Genomic DNA, 23,884 nt, shown 5'->3' with positions numbered 1-23,884 from the left:
GAAGAACGATTTCGATCCTCAGTTGAAAACATGCTGGACTGCTTTGCCATTTACAGAGCAATCCGGAATCAGCAGGGGCAGATTATCGACTTTCAGGCTGAGTACATCAATGATGCTGCCTGCCATAGTAGCCAAATAGAGCGTGAACAACATCTCAGCCGGGGGCTATGTGAATTGCTGCCGGGGCATCGCGACAGCGGCTTGTTTGATGAATATTGCCAGGTCGTTACCACAGGAGAGCCGCTGATAAAGGACAGCTTGATCTATGAAGATGAGTTTGGACACCAGCGTCTAACCCGTGCTTTTGACATCCGCGTGGCTAAATTTGGCGATGGCTATGTGGCGTCTTGGCGAGACATGACCGATCGCCAACAAGCCGTTTTAGCTTTACAGGAAAGCGAACAAAAGCTCAGTTTGTTTATTGAATATGCGCCTGTTAGCATTGCCATGTTTGACCGCAATATGCACTATGTTGCCGTCAGTCAGGGGTGGGTCGAGATGTACCAGCTTGAATCTATCGCAGCCGTACTGGGGCGATCTCACTATGAGATTTTTCCCCATATTCCGGCTCGTTGGCGGCAGGTGCATCAGCGGGGTCTAGCAGGGATAACTGAAAAATTTGAGGAAGACCGCTTTACCCTGGCAGATGGTTCGGAGCAATGCCTCAGGTGGGAAGTTCATCCCTGGCGTGTAGGCAGCGGCGAGGTGGGCGGCATTTTGATTTTGGTCGAAGATGTTTGGGAGCGCCAGCAAGTTGAGCAAGAACGAACTCGTCTCTTAGAGCAAGAACAGTCAGCCAGAGCCGCTGCCGAACGGGCTAATCGGATCAAAGATGAGTTTTTAGCAGTGCTTTCTCACGAGCTGCGATCGCCGCTCAACCCGATTTTAGGCTGGACGAAGCTGCTGCAAACCCGTAATTTTAACCCAACGCGAACGGCTGAAGCCCTTGCCACAATTGAACGCAACGCCAAGCTGCAAACGCAACTCATTGACGACCTGCTCGATGTGGCCAAAATTCTGCGGGGCAAGCTGAGTATAGATACGGTGCCCGTTGATTTGGTATTTGTGATTGAGTCAGCAATTGACACGGTGAGGACGGCGGCGATCGCTAAATCTATCTGGCTTCATCCTCAATTAACGCCAGTCGGGCGAGTGGCGGGGGATGCTGCTCGCCTCCAGCAAATTGTTTGGAACCTGCTATCTAACGCAGTCAAGTTCACCCCTAACCAGGGTCGAGTAGACATTCGCCTCTCCAAAGTGGGTACGCAGGCTCAAATTACGATCAGCGATACGGGTAAAGGCATCAATAGAGACTTTTTGCCCTATTTGTTTGAGTCATTTCGCCAGGAAGATACTTCTATCACCCGTCAATATGGGGGATTGGGGTTAGGGCTGGCGATTGTTCGTTCGTTAGTCGAAGCGCATGGCGGCACTATCACGGCGGATAGCCCTGGCGAAGGTCAAGGTGCCAGCTTTACCGTCCAGTTGCCTTTGCTCGATCCGGAGGCATACACTCAGCCGCCGGACGAACTGCTAGCGCAAGATCTAAATCTAAGTGGAATTCGAATTCTGGCGGTTGATGATGAAGCCGATGCCCGTGAACTGCTGGCAGTGCTGCTGACGCAGTATGGCGCTGAGGTGATGGTGGTAGATTCGGCGGCGGCGGTGCTGGCTCAGATCGCCTCTTTTCAACCCGATGTGTTAATCAGTGATATTGGTATGCCCGAAATGGATGGCTATACCCTTTTGCAACAGCTACGCGCTTTACCTGCTGCTGAGGGCGGCCAGGTTCCAGCGATCGCTCTAACCGCCTATGCGCGGGAAGAAGATCAGCAACGGGCGATCGCCAGTGGTTTTCAGCGACAAATGACGAAGCCGCTTGAACCCGAACAGTTAGTACAAGCAACCTTGGCGCTCATCCGCTCACAACCCGCCTAAAAAAGTGATTTTAAAACCAAGCGATCGCATCAAATTGCCTAAGTCGTTTGTTTTATAGCCAGAGCCACCAGTGTTGAGACACTGCAATCGCTGAAAGCCGCTGATAGAAAAGCTTTTATTTTGCCTTCTGCCCTTAACCTTCTGCCTTTAGCGATAACTAGATTTTGGGCTTGCACGAAAGAACAGTCGTCTGGAGGGCTGGGTTGGGCTACGACGTTAAAGGATTGTGCAGCCACAGCGCTGAACTGAAGTTATCGGTTACACTAAAAGGCGAACTTGCGCTACGGCAGCCGTTGGTTTTAGGAATCTAAATTGTCTATGAGTTCTTCTTTACTGGTCTTACTGGCAGATACCCTTTCTACGTTTTTGCAGATTTACTTTGTTCTGCTTATTGTTCGTATTTTGCTAACCTGGTTCCCCAACGTAGACTGGTATAACCCTCCTTTTTCTATCCTCAGCCAACTCACCGACCCCTATCTCAACATTTTTCGCTCGATTATCCCGCCCCTGGGAGGAATTGATTTTTCCCCCATTCTGGCAATTTTGGCGCTGCAATTTCTTTCTAGAGCCGTGACGATGGGTTTAGGGTCAGTGGTTTATTAACCTTATTTATCTAACCCACCTACAAAGCCCTTAAGCCTTGCTTAGGGGCTTGTTCGTAGGCTTCCCCAAGCGAGCTTTTGGCTACTCAATCTAAAAGCGACGAACTTTGCCAGTGAAGCCTGAAGCTTTAAATTGTTCGAGTTTTAGCGGGGTGGGCTGATTGGCTGGCACCGAAATCCTAAACTCAAAATTGCTTTCACCGGGGGGAACTTCATCAATTGAGCCAAGGCGATTGCGGTTTTGCATCACGGGGTTAGCTGTCGCATCATAAATCCGCCCAAAGATATCCGCATTGAGCACGGGTTTGCCGGAGTTATTGATAGCCTTGCCATAAACAATGAAGCAATTCGCTTCCGAGCTGCTACCGCTGCCAACCAGTCCTTGCGACAGTTCTTCAGGGCAGGCTTTGTAGTTTAAATCAGTTAGCGCTACAGAAGTTAGCGCCTGGGCAGGTGACACAAACAGCCAGCTCATAACCCACAAACAACAGGCTAAAACGGCGATCGCAACGGCTCGCAGCGACATGAATTTCCCCTAAAACTTTTGATATCCGGACAAATCTCAAAACACCTTTAGCTTACCGTGAACTGCTGTGAACTACACCTTTTCTAGCGTTTGCCTTTGCTGCGCCATTACTCACGCTAAAGGCGGAGGACAGAGGGTAGAAGGAAAGCGTTTCTATCAGCGGCTTTCAGTCATTGCAGTGTCTCAATGTTTGAGGCGATCGCTACCACAAAGTTAAAGAGCGCTTAGATAAGGCGCAGCAAATAGCAAAATCGCTTAGGGGAGACAGGCGGGACGACAAAGCCGGGTTGGCTCATGCCTGAAATGATACTTAACTCTGTCGGCTTCGATCGCTGAGCCGACGACAGCGAATATTCGTTCTTCAGCAGCGCTCCGTTATCGAGGTGGCTTAAAAATACAGATAATGCAGCAGCGTTTCTACCAGCCCACTTGGCAACGCTAAACGCTGCTGTAAATCGGCTAAGTTGCGATAAGCCCCTGCACGACGGCCTTCTACTAGCCGACGAGCCAAGTACAAATCAACCGCAGGCAAGCGAATGAGTTGCTCTACGGTTGCTGTGTTGGGGTTAAGCCGCTGAAGATGATCAGCACCGTCTTGATCGTAGAAACAAAACTGTAAAATGGGTTCCCAAGCTTTGAGGCGGGTACTTGTCGTATTAAGGACGGCAGCTAGCTCTTCTAAAGAGTGTAGCTGTACGCCAGACTGGGTAAGCGTTGCCAGTAGACGCGCTTGATGAATAGACACACCGGGTAGGCGTAGCCAGTCATCGGCGGTAGCTCGATTAACATCAATGCGAACCCCCAACTGGGCTGCCTGCCCCACTTCTGTAACCGACTGAAAGCGATAAAAGGGGTCTTGCAGCAACTGCGATCGCTGGGGTGGTAAATTAGCCAGCAAAGACTGTTTCAGCTTTTGCCAAGCCTGGGAACGGCCAAACGGATTCATAGCAGGTTGCGTTTGGTTTTAGGCAATTGTTAAACGTTGCATGCAGCCGATTTGGTTGAATTTTACTAGAGCAAAAACCTAAGCTATAGGTGTGCAGCCAAGACTTGACCTTAAGTAATTTGATCAAGCAAGTGGCGGCGCTTTTGCTCAAACTCGTACTCTGAAATTAAGCCTTCTTGACGCAGTTGCTCAAGTTCTCGCACTGCCGCTGCAATGGCGCTGACCTGCTGCGGATCAACCCCTGGAGCGGGGGCGGGGGTTGCTGCGGGTGCAATTTGGGCACTAAAGGCTTCATCACTGAGCGACAAATACCAAACACCTTCAATCGCACTTGCAATTCGCGGAATTTGCGTCCAGCCCAGTAACAAATACAAAATTCCCCACACTGGCTGCCCCAAATAAAACTTGTGCAACCCAGAGATGGGAAGCGGCAGTGGCTCTAAGGCGCTCAAAATAGCCAAAGCAGCCGCCGTTTTACGGTTTCTCGGAAAAGCCAGCATAAGCGGATGTGACCGGGATGAAGACGGGCAAAAGCGATCGCCAGAAAAAATAGCCGGATTGAGTTCTCAGCAACCTGGCGGAAGCTATAGCCCTTGACGTGCTCCTATGATAGTCATAAAAACGGCGCTTCCTACCATTTTGCCCTCGTTAGCGGGGCGTTTAAGTCAGCTAACGTGCTTACCCGTAGCATTAAGATGATTAACAAAATAGCCGACCCGATTGCAGGAATGACATGCTCAGAGTGACCTGTGTAGGGTGCATCCCACCTTGGCATGTTCAGCTTCTAGCGCACCCCCCTAACACCTAACTCCTTTTTACCAAGGCAGGAAGGAGGCCAAAATGGCAAGTCTTGAGGGCTTTGACCGAGGACGTAAGGGCGCAAGCTACGAAACCAGAACGCTGCCTGTGTTTACCTTTTGGTGTCTACAAATTCTCAGCAATTCAGCAAAATTACGGTAATACTTAAAGACAGAGCGGCACCAGAACGCTGCCTGTGTTTACCTTTTGGTGTCTACAAATTCTCAGCAATTCAGCAAAATTACGGTAATACTTAAAGACAGAGCGGCTGAAGTAAGGCGACTAACTAAACCAACCCGCAATTACACGCAGCCATTTTTCTGTAAACTAACATCGCTTACCGTTCATTTTAGTGTAAATCCTCCTGGGAACCTCCAATTTTCATTATCCTAGAGGTTAGCTGAGTTTTCTCTACCACGGGTTTTCTAGCCTGAATTCAATTTGCTGTTAGCTTGCGGCTGCATCTACATGGCTCAGTTGGGTTAGAACTCACATTAAGGGTGTCGCTATTACCATCAGCTTTTAGTTTGCTTTACGCGATCGCTGCATGTCACAAAAAGCTTTTTCCCAAGACTGGCTAAAGAAATTTGCTGATCCATACGCTGTACTTGGTGTTTCTGTTGCAGCCGATGAACGCCGTATTCTCAAGCGCTATCGCCAAGTTGCCAAACAGTTGCATCCCGACATCCTTACCACTCAAGAGCCTGAAGTTCAAGCCTTCACCAATCAGCTTTTAGCCAGACTGGTCAACCCCGCTTACCAGCGCCTAAAACAGGACAAGGGACGGGCTGAAACGCTAGCAACACTGAGGTTCAAAGTTCGTCGCTTGAGTCGCGAAGGCCGTATGAGTCTGACAGGGCAACTGGCTCAGCAGCTTATGGAAGTGGCAGAAACAGAAGTTGATGTCTTGTATGAAAAAGCGCTCAGCGATCTGTCGGCAACCCAATTCAGCGCTGCCGCTACCTTTGAGCAAACGACACGCCAGCTTTCAGAACTCAACTTAGTCTATCTCCGCCGGAAGATGGGGGATCCCATCATTCGGGAGAAACGCTCTGGACTTGTCTCAGCAACCGAAACCGGCCCAGTTTCTATTTCAACTAAGCCTGCTCACGAAGAGGCTACTCCAATCAACTATGCTGAGCGCCATGCTGAGCGAGCCAGAGAATATTTAATGAAAGGCAGCCCAGCGTTTGCCGTGCAAGAATTACGCGACGCCGTTCGCATCGAACCCAAAAATAGCGTTTATCATACCCTTCTGGGTCAAGCTTATCTGTTGCAAAATTTAACGGGTATGGCTAAGGTTCATTTTCGGCAAGCCCTTAAGCTCAACGCCAAAAACGCCACTGCCCTCAAGTACGCCAAGCAGCTTGATATCGACTTGAGCGAACTCAACGGCCATGTCACGGCGGCTAAAAAGCCCCGCAAAGGGTTCTTTGGCCTCTTTTCTCGTGATTAGCTTTGCTAAGGCGAGGATGAGTAGGGATATCTCACCTTGGCTGACCTAGCTCAAAGCTTTTACGCTGGATCTATCTACAGACGTTGCATCATTTGTGATTAGCCCAGCCCTCGTACTCCGTTGCTTTAAGCGTTCTCTAAACTATCTCTAGAGCCGGAAGGGATGAGACAAAATCGTATGGTACAACCTTAGACAGCCCTCAGTATCGGTTTAAGATTACGCAACGATTGATTCAAAAAAATGGGATTCTTTGACTCCGAAATTGTTCAACAAGAAGCTATGAAGCTTTTTCAGGACTACCAGTCTCTGATGCAGCTTGGCAGTGACTATGGCAAGTTTGACCGCGAGGGCAAAAAGATTTACATCGACCAGATGGAAGCGGTTATGGAGCGCTATCGCATCTTTATGAAGCGGTTTGAACTCTCAGATGACTTCATGGCTCAGATGACGGTAGAACAGCTCAAAACCCAACTCGACCAATTTGGCTTTACGCCACAGCAGATGTTTGACCAAATGCACCGGACGTTGGAGCGAATGAAAGCAGAGATTAAAGAAGATTGACCGCACCTGTTGGGTGCCGCCAATCCAAGTTTTTGTACTGTTCAACCCTCCGCTACGGTCGAACAAACTCCGACGGGCTACGGAAATTTTCCACAGGCACATCTTTGAGGGCTTGCTGCATAAAGTCTTGCCAAACGGGCGCTACAAATCCGCCCCCTGTGGCTCCGGCTCCTAGAGGCGAATAGTCATCGTTGCCGACCCACACGGCAGTAGCTAACTGAGGGACATAGCCGACAAACCAGATGTCTCGCTGGGAATCGGTGGTTCCGGTTTTACCCGCAGCCGGACGACCAATCTGGGCGGCTCGGCCTGTACCGCTATTGACCACCCCTTGCAGCACGCTGGTTAGCGAAGCCGCTGCCCAAGGATCTAGCACTAGCTGCGGCTTGGGCGTGTTGTCTAAAAGAACACCCCCTGTAGAATCGGTTACTTGAATGATTAAAGTGGGGTCTGAGTGCCAGCCGTTGCTAGCAAAGGTGGCGTAAGCTCCAGCCATTTCCAACGGCGTCAGGTCAACAGCGCCTAGGGGCAAAGAAATGACGGGTTCCATGGGGCTGTTGATGCCCAATGTGCGGCACAGTTGAATAATTTTATCAATGCCGACGGCTTGACCCAGTTTAATGGCAGGGACGTTGCGCGATAGTTCTAGCGCTTTGCGCAGCGAAATACTGCCCATGAAGGAGCCATCATAGTTACGGGGAGCGTAAGACTCGTAGCCGTCAGGATAGCTAACGGGTGTGTCAGCGATCGCACTTTCAGGTGAGTAGCGCCCAGAGGCAAACGCCGCATAGTAGACAAAAGGCTTGAAAGAAGAACCGGGCTGTCTTTGCGCCTGAATAGCGCGGTTGAACTGGCTATCTTGGTAATCGACCCCGCCGACTAAAGCTTTAATAAAGTGCGTTCGGGGATCAACGGCGACCAAAGCCATTTGATCGGCATACAATCCCCGGCGTCGTAAAACAGCGTGGTTGCGCTTAACGGTTTCTTCAGCAATGCGTTGAAAGTTGAGGTCGATGGTGGTTTGTACCCGCATGCCCCCCTTCAAGATCGCCTCTTGACCAAACTGATCGGTCAGTTCTTGAACCACTGCTTCGGTAACCCAAGGCGATTGGCTAGAGCGAAATGAGGTGATTTCGCCAATTAGCAGGGGCTGAGCTTTAGCAGTCGCTTCTTCTTCAGCGGTAATCCACTGGAGCTGGCGCATACGGCTGAGGACTAGCGTCTGGCGACGTTTGGCTTCTTGATAATCTACGAAGGGGCTAAATTCTTCGGGGGCTTGAATGAGGCCAGCCATCATGGCTGATTCGGCCAGGGTCAAGTCTGTCGCTGATTTGTTGAAGTAGCTCTGAGCGGCGGTTTCAACGCCATAGGTGTTGTGTCCCCAATACACCTGATTGAGGTACATTTCTAAAATTTGATTTTTGTCAAAAATTTGCTCTAGGCGCAGGGCTAGCACGGCTTCAGCTAACTTACGGCTGACGGTGCGATCGGGACTCAAAAACAGGTTTTTGACCAACTGCATGGTGATGGTTGAACCCCCTTCAACCGTTGAACCTGCCTGCATGTTGGCTAATAAAGCCCGAGCCACACTGCTGGGATTAATGCCTTTGTGGGTATAGAAGTAGCTGTCTTCAATGGCTAAAACTGCCCGCTTTAGGTCTGGGGAAATGTCGTTGAGGTCAACTACTTCGCGGTTGGCTTCGTCATGTAAGCTGTCGAGCAGCGTGCCGTTGATGTCGTAAATATAGCTAGTTTCGGTGGGCAGATAGTTGCGCAAAATGCGAACATCGGGCAGGTTACGAAAGCTCACTGCGAGGCCAACTAGCCCGCCCGCTACCACTGCGCTAGTGAGCATCGTTGCGCCTAGAATGCTGGCAGTTGCCACCTGGCCGACGTCTTGAATGAACTTGAGAACGTCTAATGACTTGGCGTGACGCTGAGCCGAGCGCGATCGCGTTTGGCGGACAGTATTCGTAGACACTGCGGTTGTACTTCCCTTATTGACAATTTTGAAAAAAGTAGATTCTTAGATTCTGAAAATTATAAAGGTCTATTTTCTCCGTGAGATCTAACAGCCGACCAAAAATCTATAAAATCTATGATTGGCCTCCAGGATAAAGCAAGCAGCTCATTCCTGCCATAAACTCGCTAAGGTTTTGTTCACCTATCCAGCAGCAATCCTGCCATTCAGGAGAATCTTTGCTGTTTTTAACGCTCTAGAGCGATTGAGTTGTTTAGGCGATACGATTAGCTAGCTTTAGATCCCTAGCCTAAAACCTCTACTATGGAACTGGCAAAGATGGCTATTGACAAACAGCTATGCGGCTTAGCCGTTGGCTAATTTATGGTCATTTTTTAAAAGCAGCCGGACGACCTTTATCCTTTGCGCTTTACTTTATTGAAATGATGACGGCTAATGTTTCTGCTCAGACCCCGCCATTTGGCGTAATTCCAGAGGAATTGCAATGGATTTACCGGGGAGTTAGCGAAGTTTTTCCCAATCAGGCAGAAAGCAAAGATCCTGATCAAAATTTGACCCAGCGGCTGTTGCAAAGCGATCGCCCGTTGCGGGTAAAGTTAGGCATCGATCCCACCGGGGCTGAAATTCACCTGGGGCATAGTATCCCGGTGCGTAAGCTGCGGGCTTTTCAAGATGCGGGGCATACGGCTGTGCTGATTATTGGTGACTTTACGGCGCGGATTGGTGACCCTGAGGGCAAGTCAGAAGTCCGCAAACAGCTCACGGAAGCGGATGTCAAAGCCAACGCCCAAACCTATTTAGAGCAGGTGCGCCCGATTTTAGACTTTGACACACCGGGGCGCTTAGAGGTGCGCTACAACTCTGAGTGGCTATCAAAATTAGATTTGAGCAAAATTTTGGAGTTGCTAGCGACGATGACCGTCGGGCAAATGCTGGCCAAAGAAGGCTTTGCTCAGCGTTACGGTCAGGAAACGCCGATTTATCTGCATGAGTTTATGTACCCGCTGATGCAGGGCTATGATTCAGTAGCTATACAGGCGGATGTGGAGCTAGGCGGCACCGATCAAAAGTTTAATATTGCAGTCGGTCGCGATTTGCAGCGTCATTTTGGTCTGAAGCCCCAGTTTGGTATGTTGCTACCGCTGTTACTGGGTACCGATGGCACGCAGAAAATGTCGAAGTCGCTCGGTAATTATGTCGGCTTGCAAGAAGATGCGCTGTCGATGTACTCAAAGCTAGAAAAAGTGCCCGATCAGCTGATTGAGCAGTATTTTGAGTTGCTAACCGATTTACCGCTAACTGATTTACCTGAAAATCCGCGCGATCGCCAAAAAAGGCTAGCGCTGGAAATTACAGGCCAGTACCGGGGTACAGCCGCAGCCCAGCAAGCTCAGCAAGATGCGCTGACGCTGACGCAAGGGCAAACCCAACAAGCGGAAAATGTGCCGGAATTTTCTTTGGCGGCGGTTAGCTTTCCGGCCAAGATTTTTTACATTGTGGGAGCCAGTGGACTGTGCAGTTCTAGCAGTGAAGCCCGTCGCCAGATTCATGGCGGGGCTGTCAAGCTAGAAGGCGATCGCGTGGCGGATCCGAACCTGACTTTTGAGACGGCTGACGCGCTTGTCGGCAAAGTTTTGCAAATGGGTAAAAAGAAGTTTGTGCGTTTGGTGAAATAATGACGACCGCTGATCGCGTGATTGTGCCGCTAGACGTGGCGAGTGAAGCTGAAGCGATCGCTTTGGTGCAAACGTTACCAGCGGTCACCTTTTGGAAGGTGGGGTTAGAACTATTCGTCAGCAGCGGCCCTGGCATTTTGAGCTATCTCAAAGACCAAGGAAAGCGCATTTTTCTTGATCTAAAGTTTCACGATATTCCCAACACGCTGGCGGGGGCTTGCCGGACAGCGGCAGGCTACGGTGTTGATTTAATCACCGTTCATGCTCCGGCAGGTAAAACAGCGCTACAAATGGCTCAGCAAGCGGCTGTCGCAGCGGCTACGGCTGCAGGGCTATCTTCTCCCAACTTGATTGCCGTAACGCTGCTAACCAGCCTTGACGCGCGATCGCTGGCGTTTGAACTCAAGGTGTCTCTAGAACTAAGCGACTATGCTTTGCAAATGGCCTTGCTGGCTCAAGAGAGCGGCCTAGCGGGTGTGGTTTGTTCTCCTCACGAGGCAGCGCTGCTCAGGCGAACCTGTGGCGACGATTTTTTGCTGGTTTGCCCAGGAGTTAGGCCAGAGTGGGCCACCCAAGGCGATCAGCGACGGGTGATGACCCCAGCCCAAGCGATCGTCGCTGGTGCTAGCTATCTAGTCATTGGCCGACCGATTACCGCCGCGCCAGACCCTGAAGCCGCCTTCAACCGTATTTGCCAGGAATTAGCCGCTTCATGAGCATAGCAACTAGGCCAAGGCAAAAACGAACACGGGGCAGGTGGCTCCTGGCGATCGCCTTTACTTGGCTGTTAAACGGAGCAGGCTTAGCCCAAGCAGACGAGAATACTTCCCCCCCACTGCGACCTCAAGTTGCCTGCCCTACAGAGTTAGAAACGGTTGTGGCTGGCCTGCTGCGCGATTTGCCCAGCTATACGAACCGAGTCATCCAGCGCAGTTCTGGGCCTTTTCGCCAGATTCAGCGACCCACAACGGTGCTAGTAACCAGCCAGCCGGAATTTGAGCCGATCGATCTTGAGCTTTGGGCTTACACGTTTGCCCCCCCTACAGAAGAGCCAATCTATCAAGTTTTTTTTACCACCCTAGAGCGGCAATATATTGACTTAAAAGCCGTTGAGCTACAGCACTATCACTGGCTGTTTTTGAGTCGCAGTCGCGCCGAGAGTAACGACTGGCAGCTAGCATTTATGTTTTCGCGCCAAGGAGACTATCCCGATTGGGGGCGGGTTTTGACCCCGCCGATTGAAAGTACCTATGGCGCGGTGGGAAGAGCCGTGCAGCTTTGGTTGCGAGATTGCCGAGCGCAGGCGGTTGAGCCAATCCCACCGCCTGCGTCACCCCCCTAAACAGATTCCACTCGCCCCAGACAGCACTAGCGACTAGCGCGAACGGCCCGAAACAAACCAAATCGACAAAGCCCTGCTCCAAAAGCCAACCGCATTAGCAACAAAGTGGGCACTTCTCGTAAAGACTTAATGAAACCTGCCAGACCAAAACGCAGCCAGCCCTGCGGGCGAATAATTCCCTGCCAGATAGTATCTAGCCAGGAGGGCAACGTTGCTTGAGTCCAGTCTGCCGTGACCACAGCGCCTTGAACGAGTCCTGTCGCTGCTAGCGTCTCAGCAAATCCTTCAATGCTGGCAAAGGCCGGATGAGACCACTGATCGAGTAGCTGCCGCATAACGGGCTTTTCCCAGAAATTAAGAGGTCGGCGGCGATCGTCTCGCTGGTTCCAATCGGCAACCACCAGCACGCCCCCTGGCTTGAGTACCCGCATCAGTTCTTTGGCAAACACGGCTTTATCAGGCATGTGCGGCCCAGCCTCTACTGACCACACCACGTCAAAGCTGCTATCGGGGAAAGAGAGCGCCATAGCGTCATCTACCTGAAACCGGGCATTCAGACCGGCAGGGGTGAGCTGTTGTGCCCGCTTGACCTGAGCGGGGCTGATGGTGATGCCTGTAACGGCAAAGCCATAGTCTTTTGCCAAAAGGCGGCTGCTGCCGCCAATGCCACAGCCAACATCTAAAACGGTGGTACCAGCAGGCAAAACGTCTAAACCGCCCCAGCGCGCCATTTCATGCACAAAATCCGCCTTAGCTTGAATAAAGTCTTTGTGATGGGGCGGAGAGCCATAATGCCCTAGATGAATATGATCCCCCCAGTAAAACTCTAAAATTCCGTCTTCTGTCCATTCGTCGTAGGCGTTGGCGACGGAGGCAGCAGATTGGTAACGACGAGCGCTCGCCAGATAAACAATAAAGCCTAGTAGCAGAAGGCTGAGCAATCCACCCAGCGTCACCCAAAAACTCATTGAATCGTTGTGATTTTTAACAGTTTGCCTATATTATAAGCGCGATCGCTCATTTGTTTCAGCCACGTTCTGGTTCGGCTACGAGTACGGGCTTTTCTGAGTTAAAAAGTTTTTTAGAGTAAGAGAAAATGAAAGTTGGCATAGCAATTTGAGGGCTGCAAACTGACAGTTTAATTTATAGCTTAAGGCAGAAAGCAACGGCAAAAGAAAAGCTTTTCTCTCAAGAGCTTGCAGCTATTTCAGTAGCTCAAATCTTGTGGCTACGGCTTTAATTAAAATCAGGCTATTTTCAAATTAGCAGCTAGCCCCTAAAAACAAGCAGGGCTTTAGCCGTTCAACCAAAGCCCCGCTATCGTTACGCTAGGCGTTGCTAAAATCAAGCGATCGCTTGATGATCTTTTCTATAATTGAGTTAGGTACAATCCCGATTTTCGATTGCGCCATCGGGCATTGTCGTCTGACAAAACGTTACTTTTGTACGCGTCAGCCCTCTCAAATTGGCTCCTTTTAAGTTAGCGCGGGTGAGGTTGGCAGTGCCCAAGCGTGAACCCACCAGCACCGCCCCTTCTAAGTTGGCATCTTGTAAATTAGCGCCATTGAAATCGACTTTGGTTAAAATCGCTGCCTTTAGATTGGTACCGACAAGCTGAGCGTTGCTTAAGTCAGCCCCGTTGAGGTTGATGCCTTCCATATTGGCTCCGCTGAGGTTGGCATCTGTCAGATAAGTCAGGGTTAAATCTGCTTTTCTCAGGTTGGCATTTTTGAGGTTGGCACCAATGAGCGAAGAAACCTTGAGATTGGCTTCGCTAAGATCTGCTCCTTGTAAATCTGCTTCGCTGAGGATGCAAACGGGACAATCCTTAGTATCGAGCAGCACTTCAATATCCGACTGCATGGCCGCTTTGCTGGGTAAAGCAAAGGTGAAAATTGCTAAAACAGTAAAACAAAAAGCTAAGAGTTTGAATTTCATGCAGTTCCTCTGCGCGATCGCCCACCCTATTGTCCCACTGATTTTGGGGGTTTACAGCGGAGTTCTGTTGCAATCTATGTCTATTTCTTGAGATTTGCGAAAAAAATGCGGTTGGCTGAGCTATTGAGGGAACAAGTTTTGTTCTGGGTAGTCCTTAGAATTTATTAACGCTTTGAAGTTAAACGAATACTTTTTATGCCCGGTCAAAACCCTTTCAATCTATTGGCTTAAGTCAAAGCCAAAAACGGTGGCTACGGCTAAATAAGTTTTCTAAACGGGTTCCGAAAGTATTGCTTCTCGATATTTTATGAGCTTTACTTTTCGAGAAAACTTTTTTGTCTCAGCACTGATAAGCCTGTTTGCCACAAAAAAACGATTTTACAACTGCGACTTTTTACACTTTTGTTCACGCTTCAGCTATCTATTGAGAGATTAAGAGGTCATTATGAAACGAGTTCTGCTTGGTGGTTTGTCAACGCTTCTTGTCCTAGCCCCAACGTCTTTAGTACAGGCTCAAAGCTCTCCGAGTTTTGAAAATTTGCCCAGCGCTCAGGCTCAAACTTCAGATCAGCTTAGTGCCGTTTTACCGGCGCAAGAAACGCTTTACTTAGAAGATGATGCAGTGCGTGAGTATAGTCTGCGGCTAGAAAGTGCCGCCATTATTAACGGTGTTAATGTGCCAGCGGGTTCTGTCATTCGGGGTGAGTTTAGACCCGTTGAGGGTGGCTTGCAATATGTTGCCACCGGAGTTGAAGCCAACAACCGTTTTTACTCAATTAATGCCGAGTCTGACACCTTACACGATGTTAAAGATCCGCGCGAAGCCTCGCTTGGTTCTATTTTGACGGATGCAGCGATTGGCGCTGCTGGGGGCTTTGTCCTCAGCGAGATTTTGGGCGATGTTGATTTGCTAGAGGTTGTTGGCGGCGCTGCGGCTGGTGTGATTGTTGGCAATACGACGGCTCAGCGGGTGGTTGTGGTTAAACCCGACCAGCCGATTCTGCTGCAAACCCTCTCTAGATAGCAGCTTTGAGGATGCTCTGGATAGCCGTAATCAGGGCTTCGACGTGGGCTGGCTGAATCCAGTAATGGGTGACAGCCCGCAATTTGCGATCGCCGTAGGTACCCAGCTTGATCTCAGCCGTTTGCCACACTTTATCGGCTAAAGTTTGCGCCGTGAAGGGAACGGTGTCATCTAAGGTGAAAAACACCATGTTGGTTTGTACCCGGTGGGGGTCAATGACAACGCCTGGAATGTTAGCCAACCCTTGCGCCAACTGCTGAGCATGGTGGTGATCGGTAGCTAAGCGCTGGCTCATGGTTTCTAGGGCGATGAGGCCAGCCGCCGCCAAAATGCCAGCCTGTCGCATACCGCCCCCCAGCAGCTTCCGGTAGCGCCGCGCCTGATGGATAAAGTCGCGATCGCCGACTAAAACAGATCCAGCTGGCGCACAAAGCCCCTTACTCAAACAAATACTCACTGAGTCTACCTGCTGGGCGATAGCTTGAGGGTCAATTGCCAGAGCCGTTGTGGCGTTAAAAAGTCTAGCGCCGTCGAGATGAACGCGTAATTGATGGCGATCGCTGAGTTGTCGGATAGCAGCAAAGTAATCGACTGGAATAGCCGCCCCGTGGTTACCGCCAGCGCTGTTTTCAGTCACAATTAAGCGACTGCGCGGCCAGTGTGGATTATCGCCTCGAATAGACGCTTCGATTTGGGCTAGATCCATGCGACCCATAGCGTCAGTCGGCAGCGGTAACGGTGTGATGCCGCCTAGCACAGCGGCTCCGCCTGCTTCCCAGCAAAAGGTATGGGCATCTTGTCCCATAATGATTTCATCCCCCCGGTTGGTGTGGGTTAGCGCCGCAATCAGGTTGCCTTGCGTGCCGCTGCTGACAAACAAGCCAGCGGCCTTACCTAGTTTGGCGGCAGCTAATTGCTCTAAAGCATTGACGGTGGGGTCTTCACCATAGACATCGTCCCCGACTTGGGCTGTTGCCATCGCTTCACGCATTTCGGCAGTGGGCCAGGTAACGGTGTCAGAACGAAAATCAATACTATCCATCAGAAGTTGGGGGAGATTAAAAATACAGTTTTGCCGCCCAAAAGGCCGCTAGCTCGATCGTACTGATTTCGCCTGAAGAAAAGCAGTTTTCGGCTCTCCTACGGGAGAAAACCAACTCAAATCAGCCTGGAGGGCATACTAAATTCGCTGGCTATTTTTTCTTAAATAGGCGATCGCCAATTGCCTTAGGCCAGATTCAACAAACCGATCAGCCAGGTTGCTTGCCTATGTCTTTCGCTGCTACCGTGCGCCACTTTCAAACGCTGGTGATGTCGTTTCATCCCATCATTGTGATTGAGACGGTAGAAGAAGAACGGGCGCAGGCACTGGTTAGCAAAGCTGCCAATAGCCTGCAAATGGCTGTTTTTGACTGGAGCATTGCTCAAGGGTTAGCGCGATCGCCAGGAAGTCCTCACGCCCGCTGGACGAACGAATACGCCCCGCCCCATAGCAACCTGCCCCAAGCCATTGGCAAAACGGCTGAGCCAATTGATATGCTGCGGCACGTTCAGACGATTAACTTTAAAGCCATTTATTTACTCAAAGATTTTGCGAAGCACCTGAACGAGGCGGTAGTGGCGCGGCAGTTTCGAGAGGTAGCCCACCAGTTTGCCCACCATAGTTCAACGCTGGTCATTACCGGGCAGGCCATTGAGCTACCCGTTGAAATCGCCCATGAAGCAGTGTGGTTTGACCTTAAATTGCCAGAACCCGACGAGCTATATCAAGCGATCGCTGATGTTTCGCGATCGCTCCAAGGGCGCATCAAAGTTGCCCTACAGCCAGAAGACATTCATGCTTTTGTGCAGGCCATGCGGGGCATGACGCTAAAGCAAGCCAAAAAAGTAGTTGCCTATGCCGCTTTAGAAGACGGCAAACTAGATAGCAGTGACGTAGCAAGGATTTTAGAGCGCAAAGCACAGGTCATTCGAGAAGGTGGCTTGCTAGACTACTTTCCGCCCCAGCAAAATGCCGCTGAGCTAGGCGGATTTACCGGACTCAAACAGTGGCTAGCGCGAGCCCAGGTTGGCTTTGGGGCACAGGCTCGCACTTTTAACCTGACGCCACCCAAAGGCATTTTGATTGTCGGCATTCAGGGCTGTGGGAAGTCTTTGGCCGCTAAAACAATCGCCCGCCAATGGAATCGACCGCTGTTAAAGCTAGATGCAGGCCGACTTTACGACAAATATGTTGGGCAATCAGAACGCAACTTTCGACAGGCGACGACCCTGGCCGAAACGATGGCTCCTGTTGTCTTGTGGATTGACGAAATTGAGAAAGGTTTAGGTCTTAATAGCGGGGATGCCGATGGCGGCTTGAGCCGTCGCTTGTTTGGATATTTTTTGACCTGGCTGCAAGAGAAATCGCAAGATGTCTTTGTAGTAGCGACCGCCAACGACCTATCTCAGATTCCGCCTGAGCTACTGCGCAAAGGTCGCTTTGACGAAATCTTTTTTGTCGATCTACCGGAGGCTGCTGAACGAACAGCTATTTTTAAGATTCATCTGTCGCGACGGCAGCAAATGCCTGACAGCTTTGACATTGCGGCTTTGGTGCAGGCAACCGAAGGCTTTAGTGGAGCTGAAATTGAACAGGCCATTATCTGTGCCCTCTACCGAGCAATTTATCAGCAACAACCGCTCGAAACAGCACTACTGCTGCAAGAAATTAAGGCTACAGTACCGCTTTCCGTTTCGCGGCGAGAAGATTTGCAGCGTTTGCGGGCGATCGCCTTAGAGCGATTTGTCAACGTTAAATAAGGGCAGCGTCGCCAATCTCAGTCATATCAGTCACGTTATCGGCGTATCGTCTTTACCCAGAGGCTTGCGGGCGATCGCAGGTTGTTGACCCAGCAGCCCCGTCATCAGCCGCAAAGCTAATTGTTTCATCGGGCGAACATGCTGAAGTAGCCACAGTCCGCGCCGCCGCAACCACACCCACGGCTGCCACTGAGTCGAAAAAGCTCGATTGAGCAGATCTGTAAAGCCCAAAACCACAAAATTCTCTAACCTACGCCAGCGCTGATAGCGCTTGAGAACAGCCAGCGAACCAATATCGTGCCCCCGACGCTGCGCCATCTGTAAAACCTGGGCGAGAGCCGCCGCATCTCGAATGCCCATATTTAAGCCTTGCCCACCCACCGGATGGCAGCAGTGAGCCGCATCACCCACCAGCGCCAGCCGTGGCTTTACGTAGCACTGGCTTTGCATTAGCTGCACCGGAAACAGCAGCGGTTCACTCACCAGTTCCAACCGTCCCATCTGAGTGCCGTAGCGCCGATTTAGCTCAGCCATAAACTGCGGCTGAGGCAGCGCTAGCATAGCGTGGGCTTCAGCGTGGGGAGCCGTCCACACAATCTGGCAGCGACCATCAGCTAGAGGCAAAATGGCAAAAGGGCCACTCGGCCAAAACCGCTCGTAGGCGGTATTTTGATGGTGTTTTTCGGGGGCGAGGATTGCCGTAATGCAAGATTGCCAGTATTTCCAGCCTTGGGTACCAATGCCTGCTTGCTGGCGAATTTGCGATCGCGCCCCATCGGCAGCGACCAAAAGCTTAGCGGTGAGTTGATACGTTCGATCGCGATCGCTAACTTCTAAGACAACCTGATCGCCTTGGTAGCGGATGGCAGCAAGCTGAGCCGAACACAGCACCGTTAGATTGCGGCACTGACGAACCCGCTGCTGAAGCGCCTGCATTAAGACGGTATGTTCTGCCGCGTAGTAGACAGCCGATGTCCGTAAATCGGTTGGTAAAAAATCAACCGTGTGGGGATGGTCAGCGTCGGAGAGGCGTACTCGCTGAAAGTGAGTAATCTGAGGGGAAATTTGCTCCCAAAGCCCCAACCCGGCAAAAATTCGACCGGAGAGTAATGATAGGGCATAAGCCCGCTGGCGATTGGCGGCAGCAGCCCAGGTTTGCGCTTCAATAACGGTGACGCTCAGGCCAGAATCTTGCAGCGCACAGGCGAGTGTTAGCCCCACAATGCCGCCGCCAACAATTGCCACATCGGTGGTTAAGGGTTTATGCTCAGTGGTTGATCCTTGGGGTTCAGCCGCAAGGCTAGAAAAAGTCATGGGTTGATCAAGCGTCATCAGCACTCAGTAAACAGTTGAGTCCAACCAAAACCCGTCAAAATGCTTACATTAACTTTTATTGTGACGCGATCGCTTAGACGACGCAAGGCCAGACAACTTCCTCTGTTTTAACTTCAGCTCTTACCAGTATCGCCGAATGAAACTCATTGGCATGTTAGATTCTCCATACGTGCGGCGGGTGGCAATTTCCTTAAAGCTGCTTGAAATTCCTTTTGAGCATGAGCCGCTTTCAGTCTTTCGCCACTTTGATGAATTCAGCCAGGTCAATCCGCTGGTCAAAGCGCCTACCTGCCTTAGTGAGGACGGTACTGTTTTGATGGAATCGACGCTAATTTTGCAGTACATAGAGGCGATCGCCCATCCCAAAAGCCTGATGCCAACAGACCCAACCCAGCTTTCTCAAGCGTTGCGGATCATCGGGCTTGCCTTAATAGCCTGCGAAAAAACGGTGCAGATTGTCTACGAACAGACGCTACGCCCGGTAGAAAAGCAGCACCCGCCCTGGCTAGCACGCATAGAGCAACAGCTTGCGGCTGCTTATGCCGCTTTAGAGCCTATCGCAGCTCAAGGCACCCCTTGGCTGAGCGGTTTGCAGCCTATGCAACCTGATATTACCCTGGGCGTAGCTTGGCGTTTTACCCAGCACATGCTGCCAGCGGTGATCAATTCAAAACAGCATCCGGCTCTAGCCCAATTTTCGGCTCAGGCTGAACAACACCCGGCTTTCGCCACAACGCCACTGGTATAAATTAAGGTCAAAGCTGGGTGTAAACGCGACCGGAGTAGTGCAGGCAACTAGCGTCCATACTATGACCGCAGGAGCGGGTTTTTAACCGTGAAATTTGTGCTGCTTTCTACCTGCATAGCTGTGCTGGCCTCTGGCGGTTTGGGGCTACCAGAGGCGATCGCCTCTGCCCAACCCACCGCTATCTTTCACGCTTTTGATCATCACTACAGCGAGGTTGAAGGCTTTGTATGCGAACTGGCTGAGCAGGGTTATTCCCATCTGCAAATTGCCCCTGCCCAAAAGTCGCACCCTAGCCCTAACTGGTGGGCCAGGTATCAGCCCATTGACTACAGCGTGATTGAAGGCCGAGGTTCTGAAGCCGATTTGCAGCAGCTCATTCAGACAGCCCACAGTTGCCACCTCAAAGTCATTGCTGACGTGGTGCTAAACCACATGGCTAATCTGCCTGAATTTGCCAGCCTTCAGTTTCCTCAGTTTTCGCCTGCCGACTTTAACAGCCGCTGCGAAATTAACTATAGCGATGGCGATCGCACTTCAGAAACCGATTGCTGGCTGGGGGGTCTGCCTGACCTTGATCAAACCCAGCAAAACGTCCAGGCCATTCAACAAGCGTATCTGCAAAAGCTGCTGGATTTAGGCATAGATGGCTTTCGCTTAGATGCAGCCAAACACATTGCGGCCGAAACCATTAAAACTGCCTACATCGACTATATTGACCAGGCCAGTCATGGCACCACCTGGAACTATTTAGAAGTGATTACCGACCAAGATACCCGCCCAGAAGACTACAACTGGGTCGCCGCCGTGACTGACTTTGTTCTTTACAACACGATGCGATCGGCTTTTAGTAAGGGGGGCGATCTGCGATCGCTACGCTGGCCCGCTGCCATCCCTGATGCCCGCAGCGTTACCTTTGGCCGCAATCACGACACAATTCTGGCGCTAAATGACAATGCCATCAATCCGTATGACGAACCCACTGATGCTCACCTCGCCACTGCTTATGTGCTAGCCAGAGAACAAGGAACGCCGCTAATTTTCGGCCAAGATAACCGCGATATTCCCTACCTGTCTGCCGGGGTCAAATTTCGGCAGGTGATGCGGCAACGGGGCGAAGTCGGCAGCAATATCAGGGAAAAGGTACTGACTGCGATCGATAGTCCTACTGTACTGCTGATGGAGCGAGGTTCAGAGGGCTTTTTTGTGGTCAACAAAAGTAGCGCTGCCTTTGATACCCCCATCCTAAATCTAACGCTGTCTCAGCTTGAGGGCTGCTACCGAGAACTGCGTTATGGCTTTGGTGTCGCGATCGAGCGTCGCAACAATCACCAAAAATATGTCACCCGCTGGGATACCTGGAATCGAGGTGGCTTAGCCATTCAAGGGCGCGATGCGCTCTACTTTGTGCGTCAGCCAGAGTCGCAGTGTACAGCCGCCCCCTAAGCAAAAGACTGCCCTCATAAGTTCTTCAAAGTTCTGGGGCACTCTAGAGTAAGCGGCTCTCTAGGATTTAGTGTCATGGCAAACGATGATCAGGTCTATTTCTTAGAACTGGGGGCAGCCAAGTGGCAACAGTGGAGAGCAGAAAACCCGGCAGCCATGATTGATCTCAGCTTGGCTGATTTGAGTGGTCTAGATTTGAGCAACGTAGACCTGGCCAAAGCGCACTTAAACAGCGCCTCTCTCAACCGGGCTAATTTAAGTAGAGCCAACCTGGAACAGGCTCATTTGCTAGAGACAAACTGCACAGAAGCTAACTTTTATCAGGCCAACCTGCAAAAAGCAGATTTAACCCGAACGCTGCTAATCGATGCCAGCTTAATAGAAGCCGATCTGACAGCCGCTGACCTTGGCAGTGCGGATCTCATTGGAGCCAACTTTAGCGGCGCAAACCTAGAAAACACCAATCTTAGCCAGGTTCATGCCAACCGAGTCAATTTCAACGGAGCTAATTTACAGCAAGCTAATCTCAGCGGTGCTTGCCTGATTGAAGCCAATTTGCTCAAGGCAAATCTTAAAGAGGCTAACCTCAGCCGCACCCAACTCAGCAATGCCCATTTCTATGCCACCTGCCTAGAAAAAGCTAATCTTCACCATACTCAGCTAGATCGCCTCAGCCTGAGCAACACAAACCTACGAGAAGCCAAACTCAGTCAGGCCTCTCTCGTTGAAACAGAGCTAGCCAAAGCCGACCTGAGCAGAGCCAACTTGGCCGGGGCTGATTTGAGCGGTGCTGACCTGGTAGGAGCCAACTTAAGCGGCGCTAACCTGGCCGGAGCCAACCTGCGCGAGGCTGACTTAATGGATGCCAACCTCAGCGGTGCCAACCTTAGCGGTAGCAACCTCAGCCGAGCTGACCTTAGCCAAGCCAACCTGCAAACGGCTAACCTCAGCGGCGCTAATTTAGAAGCGACAGAGCTTTGCAGCGCTAATCTGCAACAAGCTACTTTGCGGCAAGCTCGATGCTACAACACAAATTTTAGCCGCGCTGATTTACGACAGGCAGATTTTAGCCAAGCACTGGTAGATCAAGGTGGGGTTAACTTTGCAGATGCCATCTTTGAGCAAACTGTTATGCCAGATGGTTGGATTAAAAATAATTGTTAGCTGCAGGGGCAGGTTGCTTGGCAAGTTTGACTTTGGTTGCCAAGCCTAAGGTTTGCAGCAGGCGAATGGTGAGCCAAGTCAAATCAACTTCCCACCATTTCAGCCAGTTGCAGGCGGAAGATTGACAGGCGTGGTGATTGTTATGCCAGCCTTCGCCATAGGTGAGTAAAGCGACCCACCAGCAATTTGTGGAGGCTTCATCGGTAGGGTGTGTGCGATAGCCGAACTTGTGGCAAGCGCTGTTGACTAAGCAGGTGCAGTGGAACCCAACAAACAGCCTGACCAAAATTCCCCAAACAACGAAAGGCCAGCCGCCAACTGCGTAGAGAAAGACCGCTAAGACCGCTTGTAAGGTGATGTAGTGGTTGTGGCAAAAGCGATAGAACGGGTCATCGGCAATATCTTTGGTGATGCGAGGAACTTCTGCTTTAGTTGGCACCTCGTGCATCAGCCAGTTGATATGGCTCCACCAAAACCCCTGTCGCGAACTGTGGGGATCTAGGGGTTGATCAGTATAGAGATGATGAATGCGATGATAGCCGACCCAGCCTAAAACTGCGCCCTGGCCTGCCAATGTTCCACACAGAATTAAAAAATACTCTAGCCACTTGGGCACCTGCAAACTGCGATGGGTGGCAAGGCGATGAAACCCCAGGGCAATGCCGAGGCCAATGGTGAGCCAGTGTAAAAAGAGCGCTACACCAACCGCTGCCCAGCTAAAGTTGCTGGGCAACAAAGCCAGCAAGGTGAGCAAATGCAAAATAGCGGTCGGAAAGATAACTGTCCAGCGAGGACGGGGAGACACAGAAGCGGCAATAGTCACAGGTGTATTAGTAATTCTTTACTATGCTCGAAGCTTACCATACTCAAAGTTAAAGCAGTCTGAGATGTCCTGGCATCCTAAGGGGCATTAGAAAAGCTAATAGCGGCTCATGATTTCAAAGAATTTTGGCTTTTTGCTTACAGGGGGCGATCGCTCCGCTAATAGTAAAGATAAAGGGGTAGCAACGATTACCGGGGTTGCCTCAGCTTCCTTGAGCGTACAGCCATGATGCAGAAAATTTTAGTTGCGGTTGATAACTCAGAGCATAGCCAGTCGGTGGTGGATGAGGCGATTACCTTAGCCCGCGCCGTGGGCGGACAGCTCCACTTTTTTCATGTTTTGCTGCCATTAGAGGGTGGCTACCCAAATCCGCTTTATATTGCCAACGACGGTATGCACTCAATGCTAACAACCGAGTCTTTTCGAAGCTATGTTGATCAGTGGCAAGTTGCTAAAGCGCAAGGCGAAAACCTGCTGAGTCGATATAGTCAGGCGGCTAAGGCGGAGGGATTGACGGTGATTTGCAGTCAGGCGGTGGGAGATCCGAGTCGGGCTATTTGTAATACAGCGCGACAGTGGCGGGCTGACTTGATTATGATGGGGCGTCGGGGACGTAGCGGCCTGAGTGAATGGCTGCTGGGCAGCGTCAGCAATTATGTTATGCACCATGCAGATTGCTCGGTGTTGACGGTGCAGGGTAAGGCGGTTGAAGGGGTTGAGCCAGAAGTGGGGTTGGTTGAGGTGAGGTAGGGGAGATGGGGGGAAGGGGAGAGGGGGGAGG

At 51.0% G+C, this 23,884-nt stretch carries 22 protein-coding genes; 13 read left to right on the top strand and 9 right to left on the bottom strand.

Annotated features, from left to right (window positions below; genetic code table 11):
* A partial coding sequence (locus ACTS3T_RS03275) for a PAS domain-containing hybrid sensor histidine kinase/response regulator (RefSeq protein WP_462934785.1) occupies positions 1-1,938 on the top strand: 1,938 nt, incomplete at its 5' end.
* 318 nt (positions 1,939-2,256) lie between these two features.
* Complete coding sequence (locus tag ACTS3T_RS03270; protein WP_377964994.1) at positions 2,257-2,541, top strand: YggT family protein; 285 nt, start codon at positions 2,257-2,259, stop codon at positions 2,539-2,541.
* 90 nt (positions 2,542-2,631) lie between these two features.
* Here the strand turns inward: ACTS3T_RS03270 and ACTS3T_RS03265 are convergent, their stop codons facing one another.
* The 3 genes from ACTS3T_RS03265 to ACTS3T_RS03255 form a co-directional block, all read right to left on the bottom strand.
* Entirely contained in the window at positions 2,632-3,066 is a 435-nt protein-coding gene (locus tag ACTS3T_RS03265; protein ID WP_377964996.1) for a hypothetical protein, read from the bottom strand.
* A gap of 388 nt (positions 3,067-3,454) precedes the next feature.
* The gene (locus ACTS3T_RS03260; protein WP_377964998.1) at positions 3,455-4,012 is read right to left on the bottom strand and encodes a ComEA family DNA-binding protein; all 558 of its coding nucleotides are present in this window, start codon (positions 4,010-4,012) and stop codon (positions 3,455-3,457) included.
* Positions 4,013-4,122: 110 nt separating this feature from the next.
* Positions 4,123-4,512, bottom strand: a complete 390-nt coding sequence (locus ACTS3T_RS03255; RefSeq protein WP_377965000.1) for an NINE protein — start codon at positions 4,510-4,512, stop codon at positions 4,123-4,125.
* 845 nt (positions 4,513-5,357) lie between these two features.
* Between ACTS3T_RS03255 and ACTS3T_RS03250 the strand changes: the two genes are divergently transcribed.
* Together ACTS3T_RS03250 and ACTS3T_RS03245 are read left to right on the top strand one after the other, a co-directional pair.
* Positions 5,358-6,266 (top strand): J domain-containing protein, encoded by a 909-nt coding sequence (locus ACTS3T_RS03250; RefSeq protein ID WP_377965001.1) that lies wholly within the window; start codon positions 5,358-5,360, stop codon positions 6,264-6,266.
* A 240-nt stretch (positions 6,267-6,506) separates the two neighbouring features.
* Positions 6,507-6,827, top strand: a complete 321-nt coding sequence (locus ACTS3T_RS03245) for a DUF1825 family protein (RefSeq protein ID WP_377965003.1) — start codon at positions 6,507-6,509, stop codon at positions 6,825-6,827.
* Positions 6,828-6,879: 52 nt separating this feature from the next.
* On the opposite strand, the gene ACTS3T_RS03240 is transcribed toward ACTS3T_RS03245, so the two are convergent.
* A complete protein-coding gene (locus tag ACTS3T_RS03240; protein ID WP_377965005.1) occupies positions 6,880-8,808 on the bottom strand; it encodes a transglycosylase domain-containing protein in 1,929 nt (642 codons plus the stop codon).
* A gap of 425 nt (positions 8,809-9,233) precedes the next feature.
* On the opposite strand from ACTS3T_RS03240, the gene tyrS reads away from it, so the two are divergent.
* From tyrS to ACTS3T_RS03225, 3 genes are read left to right on the top strand one after another with little or no spacing between them, the layout of a single operon-like run.
* Positions 9,234-10,484: a tyrosine--tRNA ligase gene (tyrS, locus tag ACTS3T_RS03235; RefSeq protein ID WP_377965033.1), complete on the top strand. Its 1,251-nt coding sequence runs from the start codon at positions 9,234-9,236 to the stop codon at positions 10,482-10,484.
* Positions 10,484-11,200: an orotidine-5'-phosphate decarboxylase gene (gene pyrF, locus ACTS3T_RS03230; protein ID WP_377965007.1), complete on the top strand. Its 717-nt coding sequence runs from the start codon at positions 10,484-10,486 to the stop codon at positions 11,198-11,200. Before tyrS ends, pyrF begins: the two co-directional genes overlap by 1 nt.
* Entirely contained in the window at positions 11,197-11,826 is a 630-nt protein-coding gene (locus ACTS3T_RS03225; protein ID WP_377965009.1) for a hypothetical protein, read from the top strand. The genes pyrF and ACTS3T_RS03225 overlap by 4 nt, the downstream gene beginning before the upstream one ends.
* A 26-nt stretch (positions 11,827-11,852) precedes the next feature.
* Here the strand turns inward: ACTS3T_RS03225 and ACTS3T_RS03220 are convergent, their stop codons facing one another.
* Together ACTS3T_RS03220 and ACTS3T_RS03215 are read right to left on the bottom strand one after the other, a co-directional pair.
* A complete protein-coding gene (locus tag ACTS3T_RS03220; RefSeq protein ID WP_377965011.1) occupies positions 11,853-12,794 on the bottom strand; it encodes a methyltransferase domain-containing protein in 942 nt (313 codons plus the stop codon).
* A gap of 412 nt (positions 12,795-13,206) precedes the next feature.
* The gene (locus ACTS3T_RS03215; protein WP_377965013.1) at positions 13,207-13,764 is read right to left on the bottom strand and encodes a pentapeptide repeat-containing protein; all 558 of its coding nucleotides are present in this window, start codon (positions 13,762-13,764) and stop codon (positions 13,207-13,209) included.
* Between the two features lie 445 nt (positions 13,765-14,209).
* Between ACTS3T_RS03215 and ACTS3T_RS03210 the strand changes: the two genes are divergently transcribed.
* Positions 14,210-14,788 (top strand): hypothetical protein, encoded by a 579-nt coding sequence (locus ACTS3T_RS03210; RefSeq protein ID WP_377965015.1) that lies wholly within the window; start codon positions 14,210-14,212, stop codon positions 14,786-14,788.
* Here the strand turns inward: ACTS3T_RS03210 and ltaE are convergent.
* A complete protein-coding gene (ltaE, locus tag ACTS3T_RS03205) occupies positions 14,781-15,830 on the bottom strand; it encodes a low-specificity L-threonine aldolase (RefSeq protein ID WP_377965017.1) in 1,050 nt (349 codons plus the stop codon). The genes ACTS3T_RS03210 and ltaE overlap by 8 nt on opposite strands.
* Positions 15,831-16,057: 227 nt before the next feature.
* On the opposite strand from ltaE, the gene ACTS3T_RS03200 reads away from it, so the two are divergent.
* Positions 16,058-17,590 carry an AAA family ATPase gene (locus ACTS3T_RS03200; RefSeq protein WP_377965019.1) on the top strand — a complete coding sequence of 511 codons (1,533 nt, stop codon included), beginning with the start codon at positions 16,058-16,060 and terminating at the stop codon, positions 17,588-17,590.
* Positions 17,591-17,620: 30 nt separating this feature from the next.
* Here ACTS3T_RS03200 and ACTS3T_RS03195 read toward each other — a convergent pair whose 3' ends face one another.
* Entirely contained in the window at positions 17,621-18,922 is a 1,302-nt protein-coding gene (locus tag ACTS3T_RS03195) for an FAD-dependent hydroxylase (RefSeq protein WP_377965021.1), read from the bottom strand.
* Between the two features lie 139 nt (positions 18,923-19,061).
* Here ACTS3T_RS03195 and ACTS3T_RS03190 point away from each other — a divergent pair, with 139 nt between their 5' ends.
* The 3 genes from ACTS3T_RS03190 to ACTS3T_RS03180 all read left to right on the top strand — a co-directional run bounded on the left by ACTS3T_RS03190 (position 19,062) and on the right by ACTS3T_RS03180 (position 22,280).
* Complete coding sequence (locus ACTS3T_RS03190) at positions 19,062-19,673, top strand: glutathione S-transferase family protein (RefSeq protein WP_377965023.1); 612 nt, start codon at positions 19,062-19,064, stop codon at positions 19,671-19,673.
* 87 nt (positions 19,674-19,760) lie between these two features.
* Positions 19,761-21,116, top strand: a complete 1,356-nt coding sequence (locus ACTS3T_RS03185) for an alpha-amylase family glycosyl hydrolase (protein WP_462934784.1) — start codon at positions 19,761-19,763, stop codon at positions 21,114-21,116.
* Between the two features lie 75 nt (positions 21,117-21,191).
* The gene (locus tag ACTS3T_RS03180) at positions 21,192-22,280 is read left to right on the top strand and encodes a pentapeptide repeat-containing protein (protein WP_377965027.1); all 1,089 of its coding nucleotides are present in this window, start codon (positions 21,192-21,194) and stop codon (positions 22,278-22,280) included.
* On the opposite strand, the gene ACTS3T_RS03175 is transcribed toward ACTS3T_RS03180, so the two are convergent.
* Positions 22,264-23,103: an acyl-CoA desaturase gene (locus tag ACTS3T_RS03175; RefSeq protein ID WP_377965029.1), complete on the bottom strand. Its 840-nt coding sequence runs from the start codon at positions 23,101-23,103 to the stop codon at positions 22,264-22,266. The genes ACTS3T_RS03180 and ACTS3T_RS03175 overlap by 17 nt on opposite strands.
* Positions 23,104-23,328: 225 nt before the next feature.
* On the opposite strand from ACTS3T_RS03175, the gene ACTS3T_RS03170 reads away from it, so the two are divergent.
* Positions 23,329-23,853, top strand: coding sequence for a universal stress protein (locus ACTS3T_RS03170; protein WP_462934783.1), 525 nt, complete (start codon positions 23,329-23,331; stop codon positions 23,851-23,853).
* Positions 23,854-23,884: the final 31 nt, after the last annotated feature.

The sequence above is a fragment of the Almyronema sp. genome (genome assembly GCF_052168255.1).
GTDB classification, from domain to species: Bacteria; Cyanobacteriota; Cyanobacteriia; order Phormidesmidales; family Phormidesmidaceae; genus Sphaerothrix; species Sphaerothrix epifaneia.
Note: the sequence above shows the minus strand (reverse complement) of the source record. Positions and strands in the feature narration are given on the sequence as shown.